The following is a 17305-nucleotide window of genomic DNA, read 5'->3' on the forward strand; positions in this document are numbered from 1 at the left end:
CGCCGAGCGGCAATCAGACGCGCAAGATGCGCTCGCCGCGCCCGATCCCGCTGGAGCCGGTGCGCACGGTTTCTAGGATGGCGGCGCGGTCAATGCCTTCGATGAAGGCATCGAGCTTGCCAGCGTCGCCAGTCAATTCAATGGTGTAGCTCTTCTCGGTCACGTCGATGATGCGACCGCGGAAGATGTCGGCCATGCGCTTCATCTCTTCGCGCTCCTTGCCGACAGCACGCACCTTGATCAGCATGAGTTCACGCTCGGTGAACTGGCCTTCGGTCAGATCGACCACCTTGACCACGTCCACCAGGCGGTTCAGGTGCTTGGTGATCTGCTCGATGACGTCATCGGAGCCGGTGGTGACGATGGTCATGCGCGACAGGGACGCATCCTCGGTCGGGGCGACCGTCAGGCTTTCGATGTTGTAGCCGCGGGCAGAAAACAAGGCCACGACGCGGGACAGGGCACCCGGCTCGTTCTCGAGCAGCACCGCAATAATGTGTTTCATGTGTCTTCAACTCCTGGTGGGGCTCTTCAGCGCAGCAGCGGTAACTGCTGCGCCTTGACCGCACCGATTCAGTGAATGTCTAACGCTTTGTCTGAAGTTCAGCCGCCTTCCGCTGCCACACGACATTCGAGCCGGTAAACCCGAATGCCAACGGCAGCTTGCAGACGTCAGAGGTCTTCAGAGCCCAACAGCATCTCGGAGATGCCCTTACCCGCCTTGACCATGGGCCAGACGTTCTCGGTCGGGTCCGTGCGCACGTCCAAGAAGACGGTGCGATCCTTGAGGCGGATCATTTCGCGCAGCGCAGGCTCGACTTCCGAGGGCTTCTCGATCTTCAAGCCCACATGGCCATAGGCCTCGGCCAGCTTGACGAAGTCAGGCAGCGCATCCATATAGCTGTGCGAGTAACGGCCTTGGTAATCCAACTCTTGCCACTGACGCACCATGCCCAGGTAGCGGTTGTTCAGAGCGATCACCTTGACCGGCGTTTTGTACTGCTGGCAGGTGGAGAGCTCCTGAATGTTCATCTGTATGGAGCCTTCACCGGTGATGCAGAACACATCGGCGTCAGGCTTGGCGAGCTTGATGCCCATCGCATACGGCAAGCCCACGCCCATGGTGCCCAAGCCCCCAGAGTTGATCCAGCGGCGCGGATCTTCAAAGCGGTAATACTGGGCCGCCCACATCTGGTGCTGACCCACATCGGAGGTGACGTAGGCGTCGGTGCCACATGTCATCTCCCAGAGAGCCTCGACCACTTGCTGGGGCTTGATGACATCGGGGCTGCGCTTATAGGCCAAGCACTCACGCTTGCGCCACTCGTTGATCTGGCCCCACCACTGCGCCAACACACCAGCCTCGGGACGGGCTTGGGCTTCGCGGATTTGGGCGATCAATTCCTGCAACACATCCTTCACGTCGCCGACGATGGGAATGTCCACCTTGACGCGCTTGGAGATCGAGGAAGGGTCGATGTCGATGTGAACGATCTTGCGCTCCACCGACGCAAAGTGCTTGGGGTTGCCAATCACGCGATCATCGAAACGCGCCCCTACGGCCAAGAGCACATCGCAGTGCTGCATGGTCATATTGGCTTCATAAGTGCCGTGCATGCCCAGCATGCCCAGGAACTTGGGGTCACTAGACGGCGTACTGCCGAGGCCCATCAACGTGTTGGTGACCGGGTAGCCCAGCAAGTCGCACAGTTCGCGCAACTCGGTTGTGGCATTACCCAAGATCACGCCACCGCCCGTGTAGATGTAGGGGCGACGAGCTTGCAACAACAACTGAACCGCCTTACGGATCTGGCCCCCATGCCCCTTCTTGACGGGGTTGTAGGAGCGCATTTCCACCTGTTCCGGGTAGTGGAATGGCGTCTTGCTCAGCGACACATCCTTGGGAATGTCCACCACGACCGGGCCAGGGCGACCGGTACGAGCAATGTGGAAGGCTTTCTTCAAGGTCATGGCCAGGTCGCGAACGTCCTTGACCAAGAAGTTGTGCTTGACGATGGGGCGCGTGATGCCCACGGTGTCGCACTCCTGGAAGGCGTCCAGGCCAATGGCGGGCGTCGGCACCTGACCGGTGATGATCACCATCGGAATGGAGTCCATATAGGCGGTCGCAATGCCTGTCACGGCATTGGTCACACCCGGACCGGAAGTCACCAGGGCAACACCTACATCGCCTGTTGCGCGGGCATAGCCGTCGGCGGCATGCACTGCAGCTTGCTCATGGCGCACCAACACATGCTGAATCGTGTCTTGCTGGTAGAGCGCATCGTAGATGTAGAGCACCGATCCGCCTGGGTAACCCCAGATGAACTTAACCCCTTCGGCTTGCAAGCAGCGAACGAGAATTTGGGAGCCGTTGGGCTCCTGAGCGGTGGTGGCGGGGGAAGAATTTTGCGGCTGTGCCAAGGCGGCACGCTTAATATCCGCGGCAGACATGTCCATTTTCGAACCTCTGTGAATTTCTCTGACGAAAAACCTTCGGTGCCCCTCCTCGCACCCTTGTGGGGCGGACTCGGAACCTGCGCGTCAACAACTGCCTGCTCCCTTGGTCGGGACGGCTTGAGACCCTGATCGCAAATTGTGCGAAGTAGCATTATCGCACTGTTGCAGTACTTACCCGGATTCGGATGACATAATCCGCCAGTTTTTCGGGCTCGACCCGAGCAATTGTTCGCCTTGGCCACCGATAAAGAACTCACGGACTTCCTCAGGAGCACCGAAAAACGCGCCTTCAAGCGCACCTTTTTCGCCGTGCGTGACGAGGATGCAGCCCTGGACATTGTTCAGGACGCCATGATTCGTCTGGCCGAAAAGTACGCCGACCGCCCCGCCGCCGAACTACCCCTGGTGTTCCAACGCATTCTGTCGAATGCCACGATGGACCACTTCAGGCGCCAAAAAGTGCGCAATGCGGTGATGCAGAACCTTTCCGATTTTGAAGTGGCCGGGGAAGATGGCGACTTCGACTTGCTCGAAATGCTGGCTGCCGAGGGAACCCTCGGCGCAGAGAGCGCGGCGGACACCGTCGGCCGGGAACAAATTTTGCTAAAAATCGAAGAAGCGGTCCAAGGTCTACCCGGACGTCAACGGGAAGCCTTCCTCCTGCGTTACTGGGAGGAAATGGACGTTGCGGAGACTGCAACGGTGATGGGCTGCTCCGAAGGCAGTGTGAAAACACATTGCTCAAGAGCGGTTCAAGCACTGGCCAAAGTACTTCGAGCCAAGGGAATCACGCTGTGAAAGCCAACACCACTCCTCATCTGTCAGGACACACGAGACCAGAGAGCCTTGATGGCGTCGAGGCCAGAGTCGGGCTGCGCATTGCGGCCCTGCTGACGGAGCGCAGTGCGGCCGCTGATCACACGGTGAACGAGCGATTGCGTGTGGCCCGCGAGCAAGCGCTGGCGCGAGCCCGTGCCCTTCGCCTCCAAACCCAAGGTGCACAAGGCGTCGCGTCCATGGGTCAAAGCTTGGCGCTGCGTGGTGGCCCGGCTGGCAGTAGTTGGTTGCAGCGCATGGGATTTGCGCTGCCCTTGGTGGTGCTGTTGGTCGGTATGTTTGCCATCGATGAGTGGCACGAGTCTGCTCAGATTCAAGCCGCTGTCGAGGTTGACAGTGCACTGTTGTCTGACCCCCTGCCTCCTGATGCCTTTCGTGACCCTGGATTCCTTGAATTCCTGAAGGCCCCGCCTGTTGAGACCTCAGATGTTCAGATCAGCGAAGTCACCGAATAAACCCATCCGCCAGCGAGCAAGCGGGTTGGCTGTCTGCGCAGGCTTGCTGCTATGCAGCAGCTTTGGGCAATTTGCTTTGGCCGTTCCACTGACCGCCCAAGCCAGCCCAGACTGGGCTGGCCTCACCCCGAGTCAGCAACAAGTCTTGCAGCCACTGCGGCCGGAATGGGCCAATATGAACGCTGACCGTCGCCAAAAGTGGTTGGAGATCGCGGCGCGTTTTCCGTCTATGAGCCCCGAGAACCAGCAGCGCGTGCGAGACCGGATGCAGGATTGGTCTCGGATGACACCGCAACAGCGGAGCGAAGCGCGCCTCGTGTTTCAGCAAACCAAGCAGGTTCCTGAAGCTCAGCGGCAGGCTCAGTGGGAGGCTTACCAAGCTCTGCCCCCAGAAAAGAAAGCTGAGTTTGCCGCTCGTGCCAAACCCATGGCCGCGACAGGAACGGCGAGTGGCGCTGCTCAGCCTAGAGCGCAGTCCGCCCATCAGGCCGTGCGCTCGGCGCCGCTCGACGCTCAGATTCAGAAGTCCAATGTGGTCGTGCCCCCCCCAACCAACGCGCCACCACCGCGCGCGGTGGCGCCCACGGTGGTTCGCAGCAACACTGGTGCAACCACTACCTTGATCACCAAGCCGCCTGCCAACCCCACCCACCAGCAAGCAGGTTTGCCCAAGATCACTGCCAACCCGGGCATGGTCGACCGCAAGACTCTGTTGCCGCAACGCGGCGCACAAGGCGCGGCCATCCAGCCCACCGCTACTGCTGCCGTCGCCGCCTCAGGCGCCCTGGCACAGTGAGCGCGCCTCTGGATCCGGTGGCCGGTCTGACCGGCCCCGACGGCAGCCCCGCGAGCACACCGCCCCTCAGCCGTCGTCTCTCGGCCTTCCTCTATGAAGGCGTGCTCTTGTTTGGCGTGCTCATGATCTCGGGTCTCGTGTACTCAATGATTTACGCGAGCCTGACCCAAATGAGACAGGCCCTGCAGGAAACGCCGGGTTTGCAGCTGTTTTGGTTCATAGTGTTGTTCGTCTACTTCGTCTGGTTCTGGACTCACGGCGGGCAAACTGTGGCCATGAAGGCTTGGCACATCCGCTTGGTCGATGCTGAAGGTCGCGCCGTCACTTGGCAGCGGGCCAGCTTGCGCTACCTGCTGAGCTGGCTGTGGTTTGTGCCGGCCTTGGTGTCTATGCGCAGTCTCGGGTTTCACAGTGGCGCAGCCTTCTTCTGGGCCTTGTTCTGGGCCTTGTTCTGGGCCTTGTTCACCGGTGTGGTGACCTACGCCCTGCTGACCCGCCTGCACCCCCAGCGCCAGTTCTGGCACGATGCCGTCTGCGGCACACGCCTTGTCACATGGCGCCATCCGCCCCGTCAGCGGCCCCACAAGGCCTGAGCGGCGCGGACTCCTTAGCTTTTGCATCCAGATGACCAACCCTCACAAGGGCCGTACCGGCCTCGATCGCATCATTCGCGCCACCGGCTATTCCCTGTCTGGCCTGAAAAAGGCCTACCAGGGCGAGAGCGCCTTTCGCCAAGAAACCTGGCTGGCCATCGTGCTGATTCCCTTAGCACTGTGGCTGGGGCAAGACTGGACGCAGCGCGCGGTGTTGATCAGCAGTGTGGCCTTGGTGCTGATTGTCGAGCTGCTGAACAGCGGCATTGAAGCCGTGGTGGACCGCGTCAGCTTCGAGCACCACGAACTCTCTGGCCGCGCCAAAGACATCGCCAGCGCGGCCGTCTTCGTCTCTCTCATGCTGTGCGGCGGACTTTTTGTGTCTGCGCTGTGGATGAAGGTCGCCGCGTGAGCCTCCCAAGTGCTCGGCCTGCTGTGTGCGTCTATTGCGGCGCGCGTCCTGGGGTGGGTGAACAATGGCTGCAATACGCACACCTCATGGGTGAGGCCATCGCTGCCCGCGGTTGGCGGTTGGTGTATGGCGGTGGCAATGTCGGCCTGATGGGCGCGGTGGCCGACGCAGCACTCGCCAACGGTGCCGAGGTGATCGGCGTCATCCCCGAACGCCTTCTCACCCTGGAAGTGGCGCATCGCGGCCTAAGCGAACTGGTGGTGGTGCAGACCATGCATCAGCGCAAGCAACGCATGGCCGAACTCTCGCAAGGTTTTGTGGCCTTGCCCGGCGGCATCGGTACGTTTGAAGAGCTGTTTGAAGTCTGGACTTGGCGCCATTTGGGCTACCACCAATACCCGATCGGCCTGCTCAATGTGCAGGGCTTCTTCGATGGCTTGTTGAGCTTCTTGGCGCATACCGAAGCCACAGGTTTCACCGATGCCAGCCAGCACGCTATGCTCACTGTCGAGCAGGATCCGGGTGCCCTGCTCGATCGTATGGCCAGCCCGATGGCCAGCTCGACGGGCCGCTTCCAACTGATCTGAAGCGCTGAGAACAGGCGCAAAAAAGCCCCTCGCAAGGGGCTGCTGCTGTGGCCGCTGTGGCTCAGACAGCGGATTCGTCGGTCTCACCCGTGCGGATGCGAACCACCTGCTCCACCGGCATCACAAAGATCTTGCCGTCGCCGATCTTGCCGGTTTTGGCAGCCTTCACGATGGCTTCGATGGAGCGATCCACATCGCTGTCCTTGACCACGACTTCCACTTTGACTTTGGGCAGGAAGTCCACCACGTACTCAGCCCCCCGATACAACTCGGTATGGCCCTTTTGGCGGCCAAAACCCTTGACCTCCGTCACTGTCAGACCCGAGACGCCGACATCGGCCAGTGCTTCGCGCACCTCTTCGAGCTTGAAGGGTTTGATGATGGCGGTGATCTGCTTCATTGACGAAACTCCAAAAGGACAGTGAATGCGTGAACAGGGATGCTCGATTTAAGCACGGAACCGTGAGGTGATGGGGTAGCGCCAGTCGCGGCCAAAGCCACGGTGTGTGACGCGAACGCCAATGGGCGCTTGGCGCCGCTTGTACTCGTTGATCTTGATGAGACGCGTGACGCGTTCCACATCGGCCGACTGAAAGCCAGCGGCGGTGATATCGGCCACGCTCTGGTTGTCTTCCATATAGCGCTCCAAGATGGCGTCCAGCACCTCATAAGGCGGTAGGCTGTCCTGATCCTTTTGATCGGGGCGCAGCTCTGCCGACGGCGCACGGGTCAAGATGCGCTCAGGGATCACGGGGCCGATGCTGCCGTCAGCACGCCGTGTCGGCTGGGTGTTCTTCCAGGCACACAGGCGATACACCAAGGTTTTGGCCACATCTTTGATGACGGCAAATCCGCCAGCCATGTCGCCGTACAAGGTGCAATAGCCGGTCGCCATCTCGCTCTTGTTGCCGGTGGTCAAGACGATGTGGCCAGATTTGTTGGACAAGGCCATCAACAAGGTGCCGCGCACGCGCGCTTGGATGTTCTCTTCGGTGGCATCGACAGGCAGGCCCGCAAACTCCGACGCCAGGGCGGACTCAAAGGCCGCCACCATCGGCGAGATGGGCACTTCGTCATAGCGCACACCGAGGCGCGCCACCATGTCGCGCGAGTCGATCCATGAGATGTCCGCCGTATACGCCGAAGGCATCATCACGCAGCGCACCCGTTCGGGGCCGAGGGCATCGACCGCAATGGCCAAAACCAGCGCCGAATCCACGCCGCCAGACAAGCCGATGATGGCGCCGGGGAAGCCGTTCTTGCCAAGATAGTCGCGCACCCCCAGCACCAAGGCCTGCCAGACTTGCGCCTCGGCCCCTAACACCTCGGCCACCGCGCCCGAGGGCTGCCAGAGGCCCGGCCCCGCCAAGGTGAACTGAACTGGCAGCAATGCCGCCTCAAAGCTCGGTGCTCGCGCACACAACTGCCCCTGGGCATCCAGGGCAAACGACGCGCCGTCAAACACCACTTCGTCTTGTCCGCCCACCATGTGGGCGTAGAGCAGCGGCCGAGCCACACGCCTGGCCGTCTGCGCCATGCGCTGCTCGCGCTCTTGCTGCTTGTCTTGGTGGAACGGTGAGGCGTTGATCACGCAAAGAATCTCTGCCCCAGCCGCCACAGCCGCGTCGGCAGGCTCGTCGAACCAAGCGTCTTCGCAAATCAGCAGGCCCACTTTGGCACCGGCCACCGTCACCACCAGCGCCCCGGCACCCGCATCACGGCCCGACACAAAGTAGCGGCGCTCATCAAACACTTGGTAGTTGGGCAGTTCACGCTTGTGATAGGTGCCCAGCACAAGCCCCCCCGCCAACACTGAGGCCGAATTGAAGCCCCGCGGTGCGCCCACGGACTTCGTCCTAACATCCGGCCCTTGCCGCCGAGACGGATGACCCACCACCACATGCAAACCGTCGAGATCCTTGAGCACTTCGGCCAAGCCCCGCAGAGCCGCTTCGCAAGCGTCCATGAAGGCCGGGCGCAGCAGCAAGTCTTCGGGCGGATAGCCCGTCAGGCTCAATTCGGGGGCGACCACCAACCTGGCCCCTTGCGCATAGGCTTGGCGGGCCGCCTCTTCCAACAAACGAACATTGCCGGGCAGGTCGCCAACGGTCACATTGACTTGGGCCAGGGCAACAAAAAGTGGGGGCTGGGCTGACATGTCCGACACGCTAAAGAGAGCGAGCGATTATCACATCGAGGTGCATGACAGCCCGGCAGGGCTAGACGCCGACGTCTGGGACGATTTGCTCGCTCAGCAAAGCCACCCAACGCCGTTCATGCAGCACCGCTATCTGCTGGCCTTGGAGCAATCCGGCAGCGCGGTGGCACGCACCGGCTGGCAGGCGCAGTTCATCTCGGTTCACCAAGGCCCGCACTTGGTGGCCGCCGCACCGGCCTATCTAAAGGCGCACTCCTGGGGCGAGTATGTGTTTGACTGGGCTTGGGCCGAGGCCTATCAGCGCCACGGCCTGCCCTACTACCCCAAGCTGCTGGTGGCCTGCCCCTTCACGCCCGTGCCGGGCAACAGGCTCTTGGCCGTGGATGACGCTGCCCGAGCGACTTTAGGGCAATCGCTGCTGGCCTTGGCCCAGCAATCAAATCTGTCGTCGGTGCACCTGCTCTTCGCCACCGACGGCGAGCGCGCCGTCATGCAGCAGCAGGGCTGGATGGAGCGCGCGGGCGTGCAGTTTCATTGGCAAAACCGCCCTCAGCAGCCGTGGCTCAGCTTTGAGGAATTTCTGGGCGACCTGCAGCGCGATAAGCGCAAAAAGATCCAGCAAGAGCGCCGCAAAGTCAGTGACGCAGGTGTTCGCTTTGAGGTCCGCGAAGGCCGCGACATCAGCGAAGCCGACTGGGACTTTTTCTATGAATGCCATCAGCGCACTTATGCCGCGCACGGCGGCTCGCCCTATCTGACCCGAGCTTTCTTTCAGGCACTGGCCGACACGCAAGCCGAGCATTGGCTGATGTTTGTGGCGACCCTCGGCAGCGAGCGGGTCGCCACCTCGCTGCTGGCGATTGACCGGCAGCAGGGCGTGGCCTGGGGCCGCTATTGGGGCTGCACCCAGGCCATCAGTTGCCTGCACTTTGAGGCCTGCTATTACCAGCCCTTGGCCTGGTGCATCGCCAATGGCTTCCTGCGCTTTGAGGGCGGTGCACAAGGCGAGCACAAGATTGCGCGCGGGCTCTTGCCCAGCCCCACGGGCTCAGCCCACTGGTTGGCGCACCCGGCCTTCGCTTCAGCCGTGGCAGATTTCTTGGCGCGCGAGCGCGGCGGCATGGACCACTATCTGGACGAACTCAACGACCGCAGCCCCCTGAAGCGGAGCGCCACGGACTGAGCAAACCTCAGCCCGTAGCCTTTTGCGCTATCACTTGCCCTTGAAGTCGCCGGACACTGCCAGCACCAAGCTTTGAGGCTTGATGAACTTGCGCCAAGCAGCCGTGGCTTGCTCGGCCGTGACGGCACCGATCTGAGCTTCCAGGGCTTGGCTTGCCGCAAAGGTACGGCCCAAGTATTCGTTATTGACCAGCGTGCCCGCCAACACCGGGTCCTGCGCGCGGGAGAGTCGCCTAAAGTTCAGCAGGCCTTGCCGGGCTGCATCGATCTCGGCGGCCGTGAAGCCGTCTTTGCTGGCGCGGGCCAACTCCTCGGCAAATGCCGCCTCGACCTTGGCCCGGTTCTGGGGCGCAAAGATCGCACTGGCTTGCCACAGGCTGTTGGCATCTTGCGCAGCCCAACGGATGCCGCTGCGCACGTCATAGCTCAGGCCTTCTGACTCGCGAATGCGCTTCCACAAGCGTGAACTGCCACCACTCCCAAAAGCAAAGTTGGCCACCAGGAGCGCTGCATGGTCGGCATCCAACTCGCGAATAGGCAAGGCCAGTTGGGCCAGCAGTGTCGCGTTTTGCTTGTCCGGTGCCTCGATCTGGAAGCGCTGCGGCGCCACCGCCACCAGCGGGCGCTCGACCCGCTTGTAGGCGGTGGGTGCGCCCCAGCCTTCAAAGGCTTTGCGCAAGGCTGCTTGAACCGCCGCCTCGTCCATAGCCCCTACGGCCGCAAACTGCGCCCGCCCTGCCCCGGCGAACTTGCTGTGGAAGGCCTTCAGTTGATCCAAGGTCACAGCCTTCAGGTCTTCTGTGGCTTGGTCAAAGCTACGGAAGTGCCGCACATCGCCGCGCGGATACGTGTTGCCATGCTGGCCCAGGGCCTCAGCCACCAAGGCTTCGGGCTCCTTGCGTTGGGCCTCGATGGCCGACAAAGTCTGGCGGCGAATCTCGTCCAAAGCCTCGGCCGGCAGAGCGGGCTGGCGCACCATCTGCCCCAGCAGCTCAATCACCGCGGGCAGGTGCTCGCGAGTGCTGGTGATCTGCGCCACCCATTCGGTCGCGCCACCGCCCCATTGCACCTCGGCCTTCAAGGCCGTCAGCCGGTCTTGGACCTGCTGGCGTGTCAGGCTGACGGTACCTTTGTCCAACATCTGGGGCAGCACTTCCGCCACGGCCTCTTGGCCTTTTAGGGACTCCGCATCGCCCAGGCGCAGCGTCAAGCTGGCCGTCACCACATCGCCACGCGTGCCTTTGGGCAGCAAGGCCACCTTGAGCCCAGGCGCCAGCTCTAAGCGGCGCGTGCGCGCGTCGATGTTCGCCGGGCTGGCCTCAAAGACCTCGGCTTTGGCAATCTGCGCCACGCCCTTGAAGTCTTTCAACTGGGCAGCGACATCCACTGCCTCAGGCTTAGGCGCGCGTTGCGGCTTATCGGTGGGGATGTATTGGGCCAAGGTACGGTTGGCGGGCAGCAGGCGTTCCAAGGCCACGCGGTTCACGTCGGCCGTGGTAACAGCCTTCACCCGATCACGCAGCAAGAAGAACAAACGCCAATCGCCCTGGGCCACCACTTCTGACAAGGCCACCCCCACGGTTTCAGGGTTGGAGAAGCGAAGCTCCCAGTCCTTCAGCCAGCGGGCTTTCGCACGCTCAACTTCCTCATCGCTCAAAGGCTGTTGAGCCAGGCCCTCCAAGGTGGCGAGCAGGGTGTCGCGCGCCGTACCTTGCGATTGACCTGGTGCCAACTGGGCGCCATAGATCATGAAGCCAGGGTCCGCCAAGCCCGCGGCGAACGAGAACACTGACGCGGCCTGGCTCTTCTCGACCAATTGCTTGTGCAGGCGGCCTGCTGGCGCTTCGCTGAGCGCACGACCCAGCACTTCGATGGCGGCGAAATCGGGATGCGCGCCCGGCGGGATGTGATAGGCCGCAAACAACAAGGGCACGCCACCTTGGCGGCGCAAAGTCACGCTGCGCTCACCGTCCTGCACGGCTTCCAGGGTGTAGAGGCGCGGCAAGGCCCGCTTGGGCGCAGGGATGCGGCCAAAGTAGGCCCGGATCCAGCCCATGACCTTGGCGGGGTCGAACTTACCCGTGACGATCAGCGTCGCGTTGTCTGGCTGATAGTAGGTTCTGTAAAAGGCCTGCAGCCGGGCGATGTCGACGTTCTCCACATCGGCGCGCGCGCCGATGGTGCTCTTGCCATAGTTGTGCCACTGGTACATGGTGGCCAAGGTCTTCTCGAACAGCACGCCATCGGGGCTGTTTTCGCCCATCTCCATCTCATTGCGGACCACCGTCATCTCGGTGTCGAGGTCCTTCTTGGCGATGAAGCTGTTCACCATCGCATCAGCATGCCAACTCAAAAACCAGCGCAGGTTCTCGTCGTTGGCATTGAAGCTGGCGAAGTAATTGGTTCTATCCACCCAAGTGCTGCCGTTGGCTCGCAAGCCACGCTGGGTGAATTCGCCCCAGACGCGAGGGTTCTTGGGCGTGCCCTTGAACAGCAGATGCTCCAGCAAGTGCGCCATGCCGGTCTCGCCGTAGTTCTCATGGCGGGAGCCGACGCGGTAGGTCAGATTGACCGTGGTCGTGGGCTTGGAGTCATCCGGCACCAAGAGCACCTGCAAACCGTTGGGCAAGCGGTACTCGGTGATGCCTTCGACCGCCCGAACGGCAACCAAGGCTTGCGGAGCCGTGGCGGGTGCGGCCAGGATCAGCGAGGGGCTGAGCAAGGCCAGGCTGATCAACACATAGGAGGCCTTGAGGCGCATGTTTCTCTCTCCACAGATTTGAAAAAGACGCACGCAAGGCCCTGCAGAAACAACAACGCCGCCTCAAGGGGCGGCGCTCGACGTGCTTAGGGCCCGCCTGCGCCCGCATCCCACTTCTGGTGGGCCTGCAGTGCGCGTAACGATACCCCAAACGACCGGGAGAATCAGGCTTGCTTAGCAGCCCAGTTCTTCTGGCCGTCAACGATCTCTTTCTTGGCAGACTCCGGGCCTTCCCAGCCGGTGACCTTGACCCACTTGCCAACTTCCAAGTCTTTGTAGTGCTCGAAGAAGTGCTGGATGGCCTTCAGCCGCATCTGGTTGATGTCTTCAGGCTTTTCCCAGTGTGAATAAATGGGGCAGACCTTGGTGATGGGCACGGCCAGCAGCTTGGCGTCCATACCGGCTTCGTCTTCCATCTTCAGCACGCCGATAGGGCGGCAAGTGACCACCACGCCGGGGGTCAGTGCATAGGGCGTGACCACCAACACGTCAACGGGGTCACCGTCGTCCGACAGCGTCTCAGGGATGTAGCCATAGTTGCAGGGATAGTGCATGGCTGTGGTCATGAAACGATCCACAAACAGCGCACCGCTGTCCTTGTCCACCTCGTACTTGATCGGATCGGCATTCATCGGGATTTCGATGATGACGTTGAACTGCTCAGGTGCCTTGGCACCGGCGGGGACTTTTTGCAGGCTCATGGGGATCTCGTTGAGTCGGTTGAGGGGAAAACCCGGATTCTACGTAAAGCCCTTGCCCCGCCCTGACAGACAGGGGGTGACTTGGCGCCAGTACCCGCAGGAAAACACCAAGATTTCAGCGCCCAGTCTCCCGTAGTATGAGTTCACGTTACGACCGTCCCTACAAAGGCCCGTCGTCAACTAGGCATGAAAAACCGATAGTGCGAACGGAAGGAGATACCTTGATGTCCACCAACGGAGCGCTCTGGGCAGCGCTGATTTGCGGCCTATTGGCCGTCATTTACGGATTCGTACAGCGCAGTTGGATCCTGCGCCAAGATGCGGGCAATGCCCGAATGCAGGAGATTGCGGGTGCCATTCAGCAAGGTGCCGCAGCGTACCTCGCGCGGCAATACAAGACGATTGCCTTGGTGGGCGTCGTGCTCGTCATCCCTATCGGCATCTTTCTGGGCGGCACCACCGCCTTCGGCTTTGCACTCGGTGCTGTGCTGTCTGGAGCCTGCGGCTTCATTGGCATGAATGTCTCGGTTCGGGCGAATGTCCGGACCGCCCAAGCCGCCACACGCGGCATTGGCCCAGCCTTGGACGTTGCTTTCAAGGGCGGTGCCATCACCGGCATGTTGGTGGTGGGTCTGGGTCTTCTGGGTGTGGGCCTGTTTTTTCTCTATCTCATTTCTAACGGCAACTGGACACCAGACGAGTCGCTCGCCAGTGTGCTCAAGCCCTTGCTCGGCTTTGCCTTCGGCTCCTCATTGATCTCGATTTTTGCGCGTCTAGGCGGTGGCATTTTCACCAAGGGCGCGGACGTCGGAGCCGACTTGGTGGGCAAGGTCGAGGCCGGTATCCCGGAAGATGACCCCCGTAACCCAGCCGTGATCGCCGACAACGTCGGCGACAACGTCGGCGACTGCGCGGGTATGGCCGCCGACCTTTTCGAGACCTATGCCGTCACCCTGATCGCCACCATGGCCTTGGGTGCTCTGATGGTGTCTGCAGCCCCGATGGCAGCGGTGGTCTATCCCCTGCTGCTCGGCGGCGTGTCCATCATCGCCTCCATCATCGGCTGCTCGGTGGTCAAGGCGACGCCGGGCATGAAGAACGTCATGCCGGCGCTATACAAGGGCTTGGCTGTCGCGGGTGGCCTCTCCTTGGTCGCCTTCTACTTCGTGACCGCTGCGGTGATGCCGGCTGACGCTTTGGGCAGCGGCACCCACATGAAGTTGTTTGGCGCCTGCGCCGTCGGCTTGGTGTTGACCGCCGCCTTGGTGTGGATCACCGAGTACTACACCGGCACGCAGTACGCCCCGGTCAAGCACATTGCTCAGGCCTCCACCACGGGCCACGGCACCAACATCATCGCGGGCTTGGGCGTGTCCATGCGCTCCACGGCTTGGCCGGTGATCTTTGTCTGCATGGCCATCATGGCGTCCTATGGCTTGGCGGGTTTGTATGGCATCGCCATTGCCGCCACCTCCATGTTGAGCATGGCCGGCATCGTGGTGGCCCTGGACGCCTACGGCCCCATCACCGACAACGCGGGGGGCATTGCCGAGATGGCCGAGTTGCCTGCGTCTGTGCGAGACATCACCGACCCATTGGACGCTGTGGGCAACACCACCAAGGCCGTCACCAAGGGCTATGCCATTGGCTCGGCGGGTTTAGCGGCGCTGGTGCTGTTTGCGGACTACACCCACTCGCTCGAAGGCCGCGGCATGCAGGTGAGCTTTGACCTCAGCGACCCCAAAGTGATCGTGGGCCTGTTCATTGGCGGCCTGATCCCCTACCTGTTCGGTGCCATGGCCATGGAGGCGGTCGGGCGCGCAGCAGGCTCGGTGGTGGTTGAAGTGCGCCGCCAGTTCAAAGAGATTCCCGGCATCATGGCGGGAACGGCCAAGCCCGAGTACGGCAAGGCCGTGGACATGCTGACCACCGCCGCCATCAAAGAAATGGTGGTGCCGTCGCTGCTGCCTGTGGTGGTGCCGATTGTGGTGGGTATGACTCTGGGTGCGGCAGCCCTTGGCGGTTTGCTCATGGGCACCATCGTCACCGGCTTGTTTGTGGCGATCTCCATGTGCACCGGCGGTGGCGCTTGGGACAACGCCAAAAAGTACATTGAAGACGGGCACCATGGTGGCAAAGGCAGCGAGACGCACAAGGCCGCTGTCACCGGCGACACCGTGGGTGACCCTTACAAGGACACCGCCGGGCCTGCGGTGAACCCGCTGATCAAGATCATCAACATCGTGGCCCTGCTGATCGTCCCGCTGCTGCCTATGACGGGCGCCACCACCCATGCTGCGGCGCCCGCTGCAGCCAAGGTGGACATGGTGACCGAGGGCGCCAAGGCACCGGCGATGAGTGCGGACAAAGGCGGTGTCCAGATCAAGGTGAGCATCGACCCCAAGGCCGCGAGCGCTGAGGCCAAGGTCTTCTTCGCCAGCGGTGCAGCCACGCTGCCAGCAGGGGCGCAAGACGCCCTCAGCAAAGTCGCTGAGGCCGCCAAGATCAACCCTGCCAAGCTGAGCATCAGCGGCTTTCATGACGCTTCTGGGGACCCGGCCAAGAACGCTGAATTGGCCAAAGAGCGCGCCCTAGCAGTCCGTGATGCACTGAAGGCCGCTGGCATTGCCGAAGATCGCTTTGAGATGAAGAAGCCAGAGCAGATCAATGCCGGCAACGACGCTGAAGCACGCCGCGTTGAGGTACGCTTGCTCTGACCTCGCCTTCTGCTACAGCAGGCCGACCTTTGGGTCGGCCTTTTCATTCTTGCGCCGCGCTCTCATGCAACTCACCTGGCTGGACGCCCATAGCCCTTTTCCCGACACCCGATTGGCCCTGGATGCTGACAGCGAGGCGCCGGGCTTGCTGGCTGCCGGTGGCGACCTCGGCGTTGATCGACTCGTGCAGGCCTATTCCCAGGGCATCTTTCCTTGGTACAGCGAGGGCCAACCCATTTTGTGGTGGACACCCGACCCTCGCATGGTCTTGCCTGTGGCCGAGTTCAAGCTGCATCGCTCGCTGCGCAAGACCTTGACCAAGTTTCTACGCGCCCAAGGCTGCGAGTTGCGCGTCAACACCGCTTTTGAGCGGGTCATACAGGCCTGCGCCACCACGCCCAGAGACGGCCAAGGCGGCACCTGGATCTTGCCCGAGATGGTGCAAGCCTATATAGCCCTCCACCAGCACGGCGTGGCGCATAGCGTGGAGACCTGGGTGAACGGCGAATTGGTCGGCGGCCTCTACGGCCTGAACCTGGGCCAGATGTTCTTTGGTGAGTCAATGTTCGCGCACCGGACCGACGCGTCCAAGATCGCGCTGGCCGGCCTGGTCGCACTCTGCCGCCAGCGCGACATCCCCTTGATCGACTGTCAGCAAAACACGGGGCACCTGGGCTCCATGGGCGCAAGGCCTATCGCCCGGTCTGAGTTCGAAGCGCATTTGTCCACGCTTGTGGGAGTGCGTCAGCCCAAGGCCTGGGCCTATGATCCCTACTGCTGGACGACTTTGGGCTTGTGACGATCAGGCCGCCGGCCTTTTCCACTCACCGTGACCCATCCGAAAGAAGCGCCCTTCGCGACCTTGCAGTTCTATGCAACGGCGCCCTACCCCTGCAGCTACCTGGCAGGCCGCTTGGCGCGCTCGCAAGTGGCGACGCCGGGGCATTTGATCCATGCCGAAGCCTACTCCGCCTTGGTGGCCAATGGGTTCAGGCGCAGCGGCCTCTTTACCTATCGCCCCTTGTGTGACCAGTGCCGCGCCTGTGTGCCCTTGCGCTTGCCCGTGGAGCGCTTCAAACCGAATCGGGCACAGCGGCGGGCGTGGGCGCAGCATGCCAGGCTCAAGACTCGGGTGATTCGGCTGGGCTTCGACCAAGAGCATTACGAGCTCTACCTGAAATACCAAGCAGCCCGCCATGCGGGCGGTGGCATGGACCAGGACAGCATCGACCAGTACACCCAGTTCTTGCTGCAAAGTCGCGTCAATTCGCGCCTGGTGGAGTTTCGTGAGCCGCTGAAAGAAGGCGAAACCGGCCGAGGCGTGCTGCGCATGGTCTCGGTGGTGGACATCCTGAGCGACGGACTCTCAGCCGTTTACACCTTTTATGACCCAGAGGCCGAAGGGAGCCTGGGCACTTATGGCGTGCTGTGGCAGATTGAGCAGGCGCGCCAAATGAAGCTGCCGCAGGTGTACTTGGGTTACTGGATCGCCCCCAGCCCCAAGATGACCTACAAGGTGCGCTTCAAGCCGCATCAGTGCCTGATTGACGGCCGCTGGATAGACACCGACGCGGAGCAACTGCAGCCCAGTTGAACCCAGCGACCGTTCGTCGCAGCATGCTGCAGGCCGTCGCCTTTGCGTCGCC

16 protein-coding genes are annotated in these 17305 nt (G+C 61.9%); 10 read left to right on the plus strand and 6 right to left on the minus strand.

All coding sequences use genetic code 11. The features are described 5' to 3' along the window. Positions 1-13 precede the first annotated feature (13 nt). Positions 14-505, minus strand: coding sequence for an acetolactate synthase small subunit (gene ilvN / locus ACIQ3Q_RS09395; protein WP_396268817.1), 492 nt, complete (start codon positions 503-505; stop codon positions 14-16). Positions 506-672: 167 nt separating this feature from the next. Beyond that, positions 673-2460, minus strand: a complete 1788-nt coding sequence (locus ACIQ3Q_RS09400; protein ID WP_396268818.1) for an acetolactate synthase 3 catalytic subunit — start codon at positions 2458-2460, stop codon at positions 673-675. Between the two features lie 234 nt (positions 2461-2694). On the opposite strand from ACIQ3Q_RS09400, the gene ACIQ3Q_RS09405 reads away from it, so the two are divergent. From ACIQ3Q_RS09405 to ACIQ3Q_RS09430, 6 genes are all read left to right on the plus strand, one after another. Further along, on the plus strand, positions 2695-3258 hold the full coding sequence (locus ACIQ3Q_RS09405) for an RNA polymerase sigma factor (protein WP_396268819.1): 564 nt from the start codon (positions 2695-2697) through the stop codon (positions 3256-3258). After that, the gene (locus ACIQ3Q_RS09410) at positions 3255-3752 is read left to right on the plus strand and encodes a DUF3619 family protein (protein ID WP_396268820.1); all 498 of its coding nucleotides are present in this window, start codon (positions 3255-3257) and stop codon (positions 3750-3752) included. The genes ACIQ3Q_RS09405 and ACIQ3Q_RS09410 overlap by 4 nt, the downstream gene beginning before the upstream one ends. A gap of 76 nt (positions 3753-3828) precedes the next feature. After that, positions 3829-4548, plus strand: a complete 720-nt coding sequence (locus ACIQ3Q_RS09415) for a DUF3106 domain-containing protein (RefSeq protein ID WP_396268821.1) — start codon at positions 3829-3831, stop codon at positions 4546-4548. After that, complete coding sequence (locus ACIQ3Q_RS09420; protein WP_396268822.1) at positions 4545-5141, plus strand: RDD family protein; 597 nt, start codon at positions 4545-4547, stop codon at positions 5139-5141. The genes ACIQ3Q_RS09415 and ACIQ3Q_RS09420 overlap by 4 nt, the downstream gene beginning before the upstream one ends. 31 nt (positions 5142-5172) lie before the next feature. Continuing rightward, positions 5173-5553, plus strand: a complete 381-nt coding sequence (locus tag ACIQ3Q_RS09425) for a diacylglycerol kinase (protein WP_396268823.1) — start codon at positions 5173-5175, stop codon at positions 5551-5553. Next, positions 5550-6140 (plus strand): TIGR00730 family Rossman fold protein, encoded by a 591-nt coding sequence (locus tag ACIQ3Q_RS09430; RefSeq protein ID WP_396268824.1) that lies wholly within the window; start codon positions 5550-5552, stop codon positions 6138-6140. Before ACIQ3Q_RS09425 ends, ACIQ3Q_RS09430 begins: the two co-directional genes overlap by 4 nt. Positions 6141-6201: 61 nt before the next feature. On the opposite strand, the gene ACIQ3Q_RS09435 is transcribed toward ACIQ3Q_RS09430, so the two are convergent. Together ACIQ3Q_RS09435 and ACIQ3Q_RS09440 are read right to left on the minus strand one after the other, a co-directional pair. Next, positions 6202-6540, minus strand: a complete 339-nt coding sequence (locus ACIQ3Q_RS09435; protein ID WP_210807408.1) for a P-II family nitrogen regulator — start codon at positions 6538-6540, stop codon at positions 6202-6204. Positions 6541-6588: 48 nt separating this feature from the next. Further along, a complete protein-coding gene (locus tag ACIQ3Q_RS09440) occupies positions 6589-8298 on the minus strand; it encodes an NAD+ synthase (RefSeq protein ID WP_396268825.1) in 1710 nt (569 codons plus the stop codon). Between ACIQ3Q_RS09440 and ACIQ3Q_RS09445 the strand changes: the two genes are divergently transcribed. After that, a complete protein-coding gene (locus tag ACIQ3Q_RS09445; RefSeq protein WP_396268826.1) occupies positions 8297-9481 on the plus strand; it encodes a GNAT family N-acetyltransferase in 1185 nt (394 codons plus the stop codon). The two genes, ACIQ3Q_RS09440 and ACIQ3Q_RS09445, sit on opposite strands and share 2 nt — an antisense overlap. A gap of 30 nt (positions 9482-9511) precedes the next feature. On the opposite strand, the gene ACIQ3Q_RS09450 is transcribed toward ACIQ3Q_RS09445, so the two are convergent. Beyond that, positions 9512-12241, minus strand: a complete 2730-nt coding sequence (locus ACIQ3Q_RS09450) for a M16 family metallopeptidase (protein WP_396268827.1) — start codon at positions 12239-12241, stop codon at positions 9512-9514. A gap of 164 nt (positions 12242-12405) precedes the next feature. Then, positions 12406-12942, minus strand: coding sequence for an inorganic diphosphatase (ppa, locus tag ACIQ3Q_RS09455; RefSeq protein WP_396268828.1), 537 nt, complete (start codon positions 12940-12942; stop codon positions 12406-12408). Between the two features lie 224 nt (positions 12943-13166). Between ppa and ACIQ3Q_RS09460 the strand changes: the two genes are divergently transcribed. From ACIQ3Q_RS09460 to ACIQ3Q_RS09470, 3 genes are all read left to right on the plus strand, one after another. Next, entirely contained in the window at positions 13167-15659 is a 2493-nt protein-coding gene (locus ACIQ3Q_RS09460; RefSeq protein ID WP_396268829.1) for a sodium-translocating pyrophosphatase, read from the plus strand. A gap of 64 nt (positions 15660-15723) precedes the next feature. After that, entirely contained in the window at positions 15724-16458 is a 735-nt protein-coding gene (aat, locus tag ACIQ3Q_RS09465; RefSeq protein ID WP_396268830.1) for a leucyl/phenylalanyl-tRNA--protein transferase, read from the plus strand. Positions 16459-16488: 30 nt separating this feature from the next. Then, positions 16489-17253 carry an arginyltransferase gene (locus ACIQ3Q_RS09470; RefSeq protein WP_396268831.1) on the plus strand — a complete coding sequence of 255 codons (765 nt, stop codon included), beginning with the start codon at positions 16489-16491 and terminating at the stop codon, positions 17251-17253. Positions 17254-17305: the final 52 nt, after the last annotated feature.

The organism is Ideonella sp. (assembly GCF_044358605.1).
Lineage (GTDB): Bacteria > Pseudomonadota > Gammaproteobacteria > Burkholderiales > Burkholderiaceae_C > Ideonella.

Bases quoted from the DNA above. Each gene is read 5' to 3' on its own strand.
- ilvN (WP_396268817.1), bottom strand. From the start codon at position 505: ATGAAACACATTATTGCGGTGCTGCTCGAGAACGAGCCGGGTGCCCTG.
- ACIQ3Q_RS09400 (WP_396268818.1), bottom strand. From the start codon at position 2,460: ATGGACATGTCTGCCGCGGATATTAAGCGTGCCGCCTTGGCACAGCCG.
- ACIQ3Q_RS09425 (WP_396268823.1), top strand. From the start codon at position 5,173: ATGACCAACCCTCACAAGGGCCGTACCGGCCTCGATCGCATCATTCGC.
- ACIQ3Q_RS09435 (WP_210807408.1), bottom strand. From the start codon at position 6,540: ATGAAGCAGATCACCGCCATCATCAAACCCTTCAAGCTCGAAGAGGTG.
- ACIQ3Q_RS09445 (WP_396268826.1), top strand. From the start codon at position 8,297: ATGTCCGACACGCTAAAGAGAGCGAGCGATTATCACATCGAGGTGCAT.
- ACIQ3Q_RS09440 (WP_396268825.1), bottom strand. From the start codon at position 8,298: ATGTCAGCCCAGCCCCCACTTTTTGTTGCCCTGGCCCAAGTCAATGTG.
- ACIQ3Q_RS09450 (WP_396268827.1), bottom strand. From the start codon at position 12,241: ATGCGCCTCAAGGCCTCCTATGTGTTGATCAGCCTGGCCTTGCTCAGC.
- ppa (WP_396268828.1), bottom strand. From the start codon at position 12,942: ATGAGCCTGCAAAAAGTCCCCGCCGGTGCCAAGGCACCTGAGCAGTTC.
- ACIQ3Q_RS09460 (WP_396268829.1), top strand. From the start codon at position 13,167: ATGTCCACCAACGGAGCGCTCTGGGCAGCGCTGATTTGCGGCCTATTG.
- aat (WP_396268830.1), top strand. From the start codon at position 15,724: ATGCAACTCACCTGGCTGGACGCCCATAGCCCTTTTCCCGACACCCGA.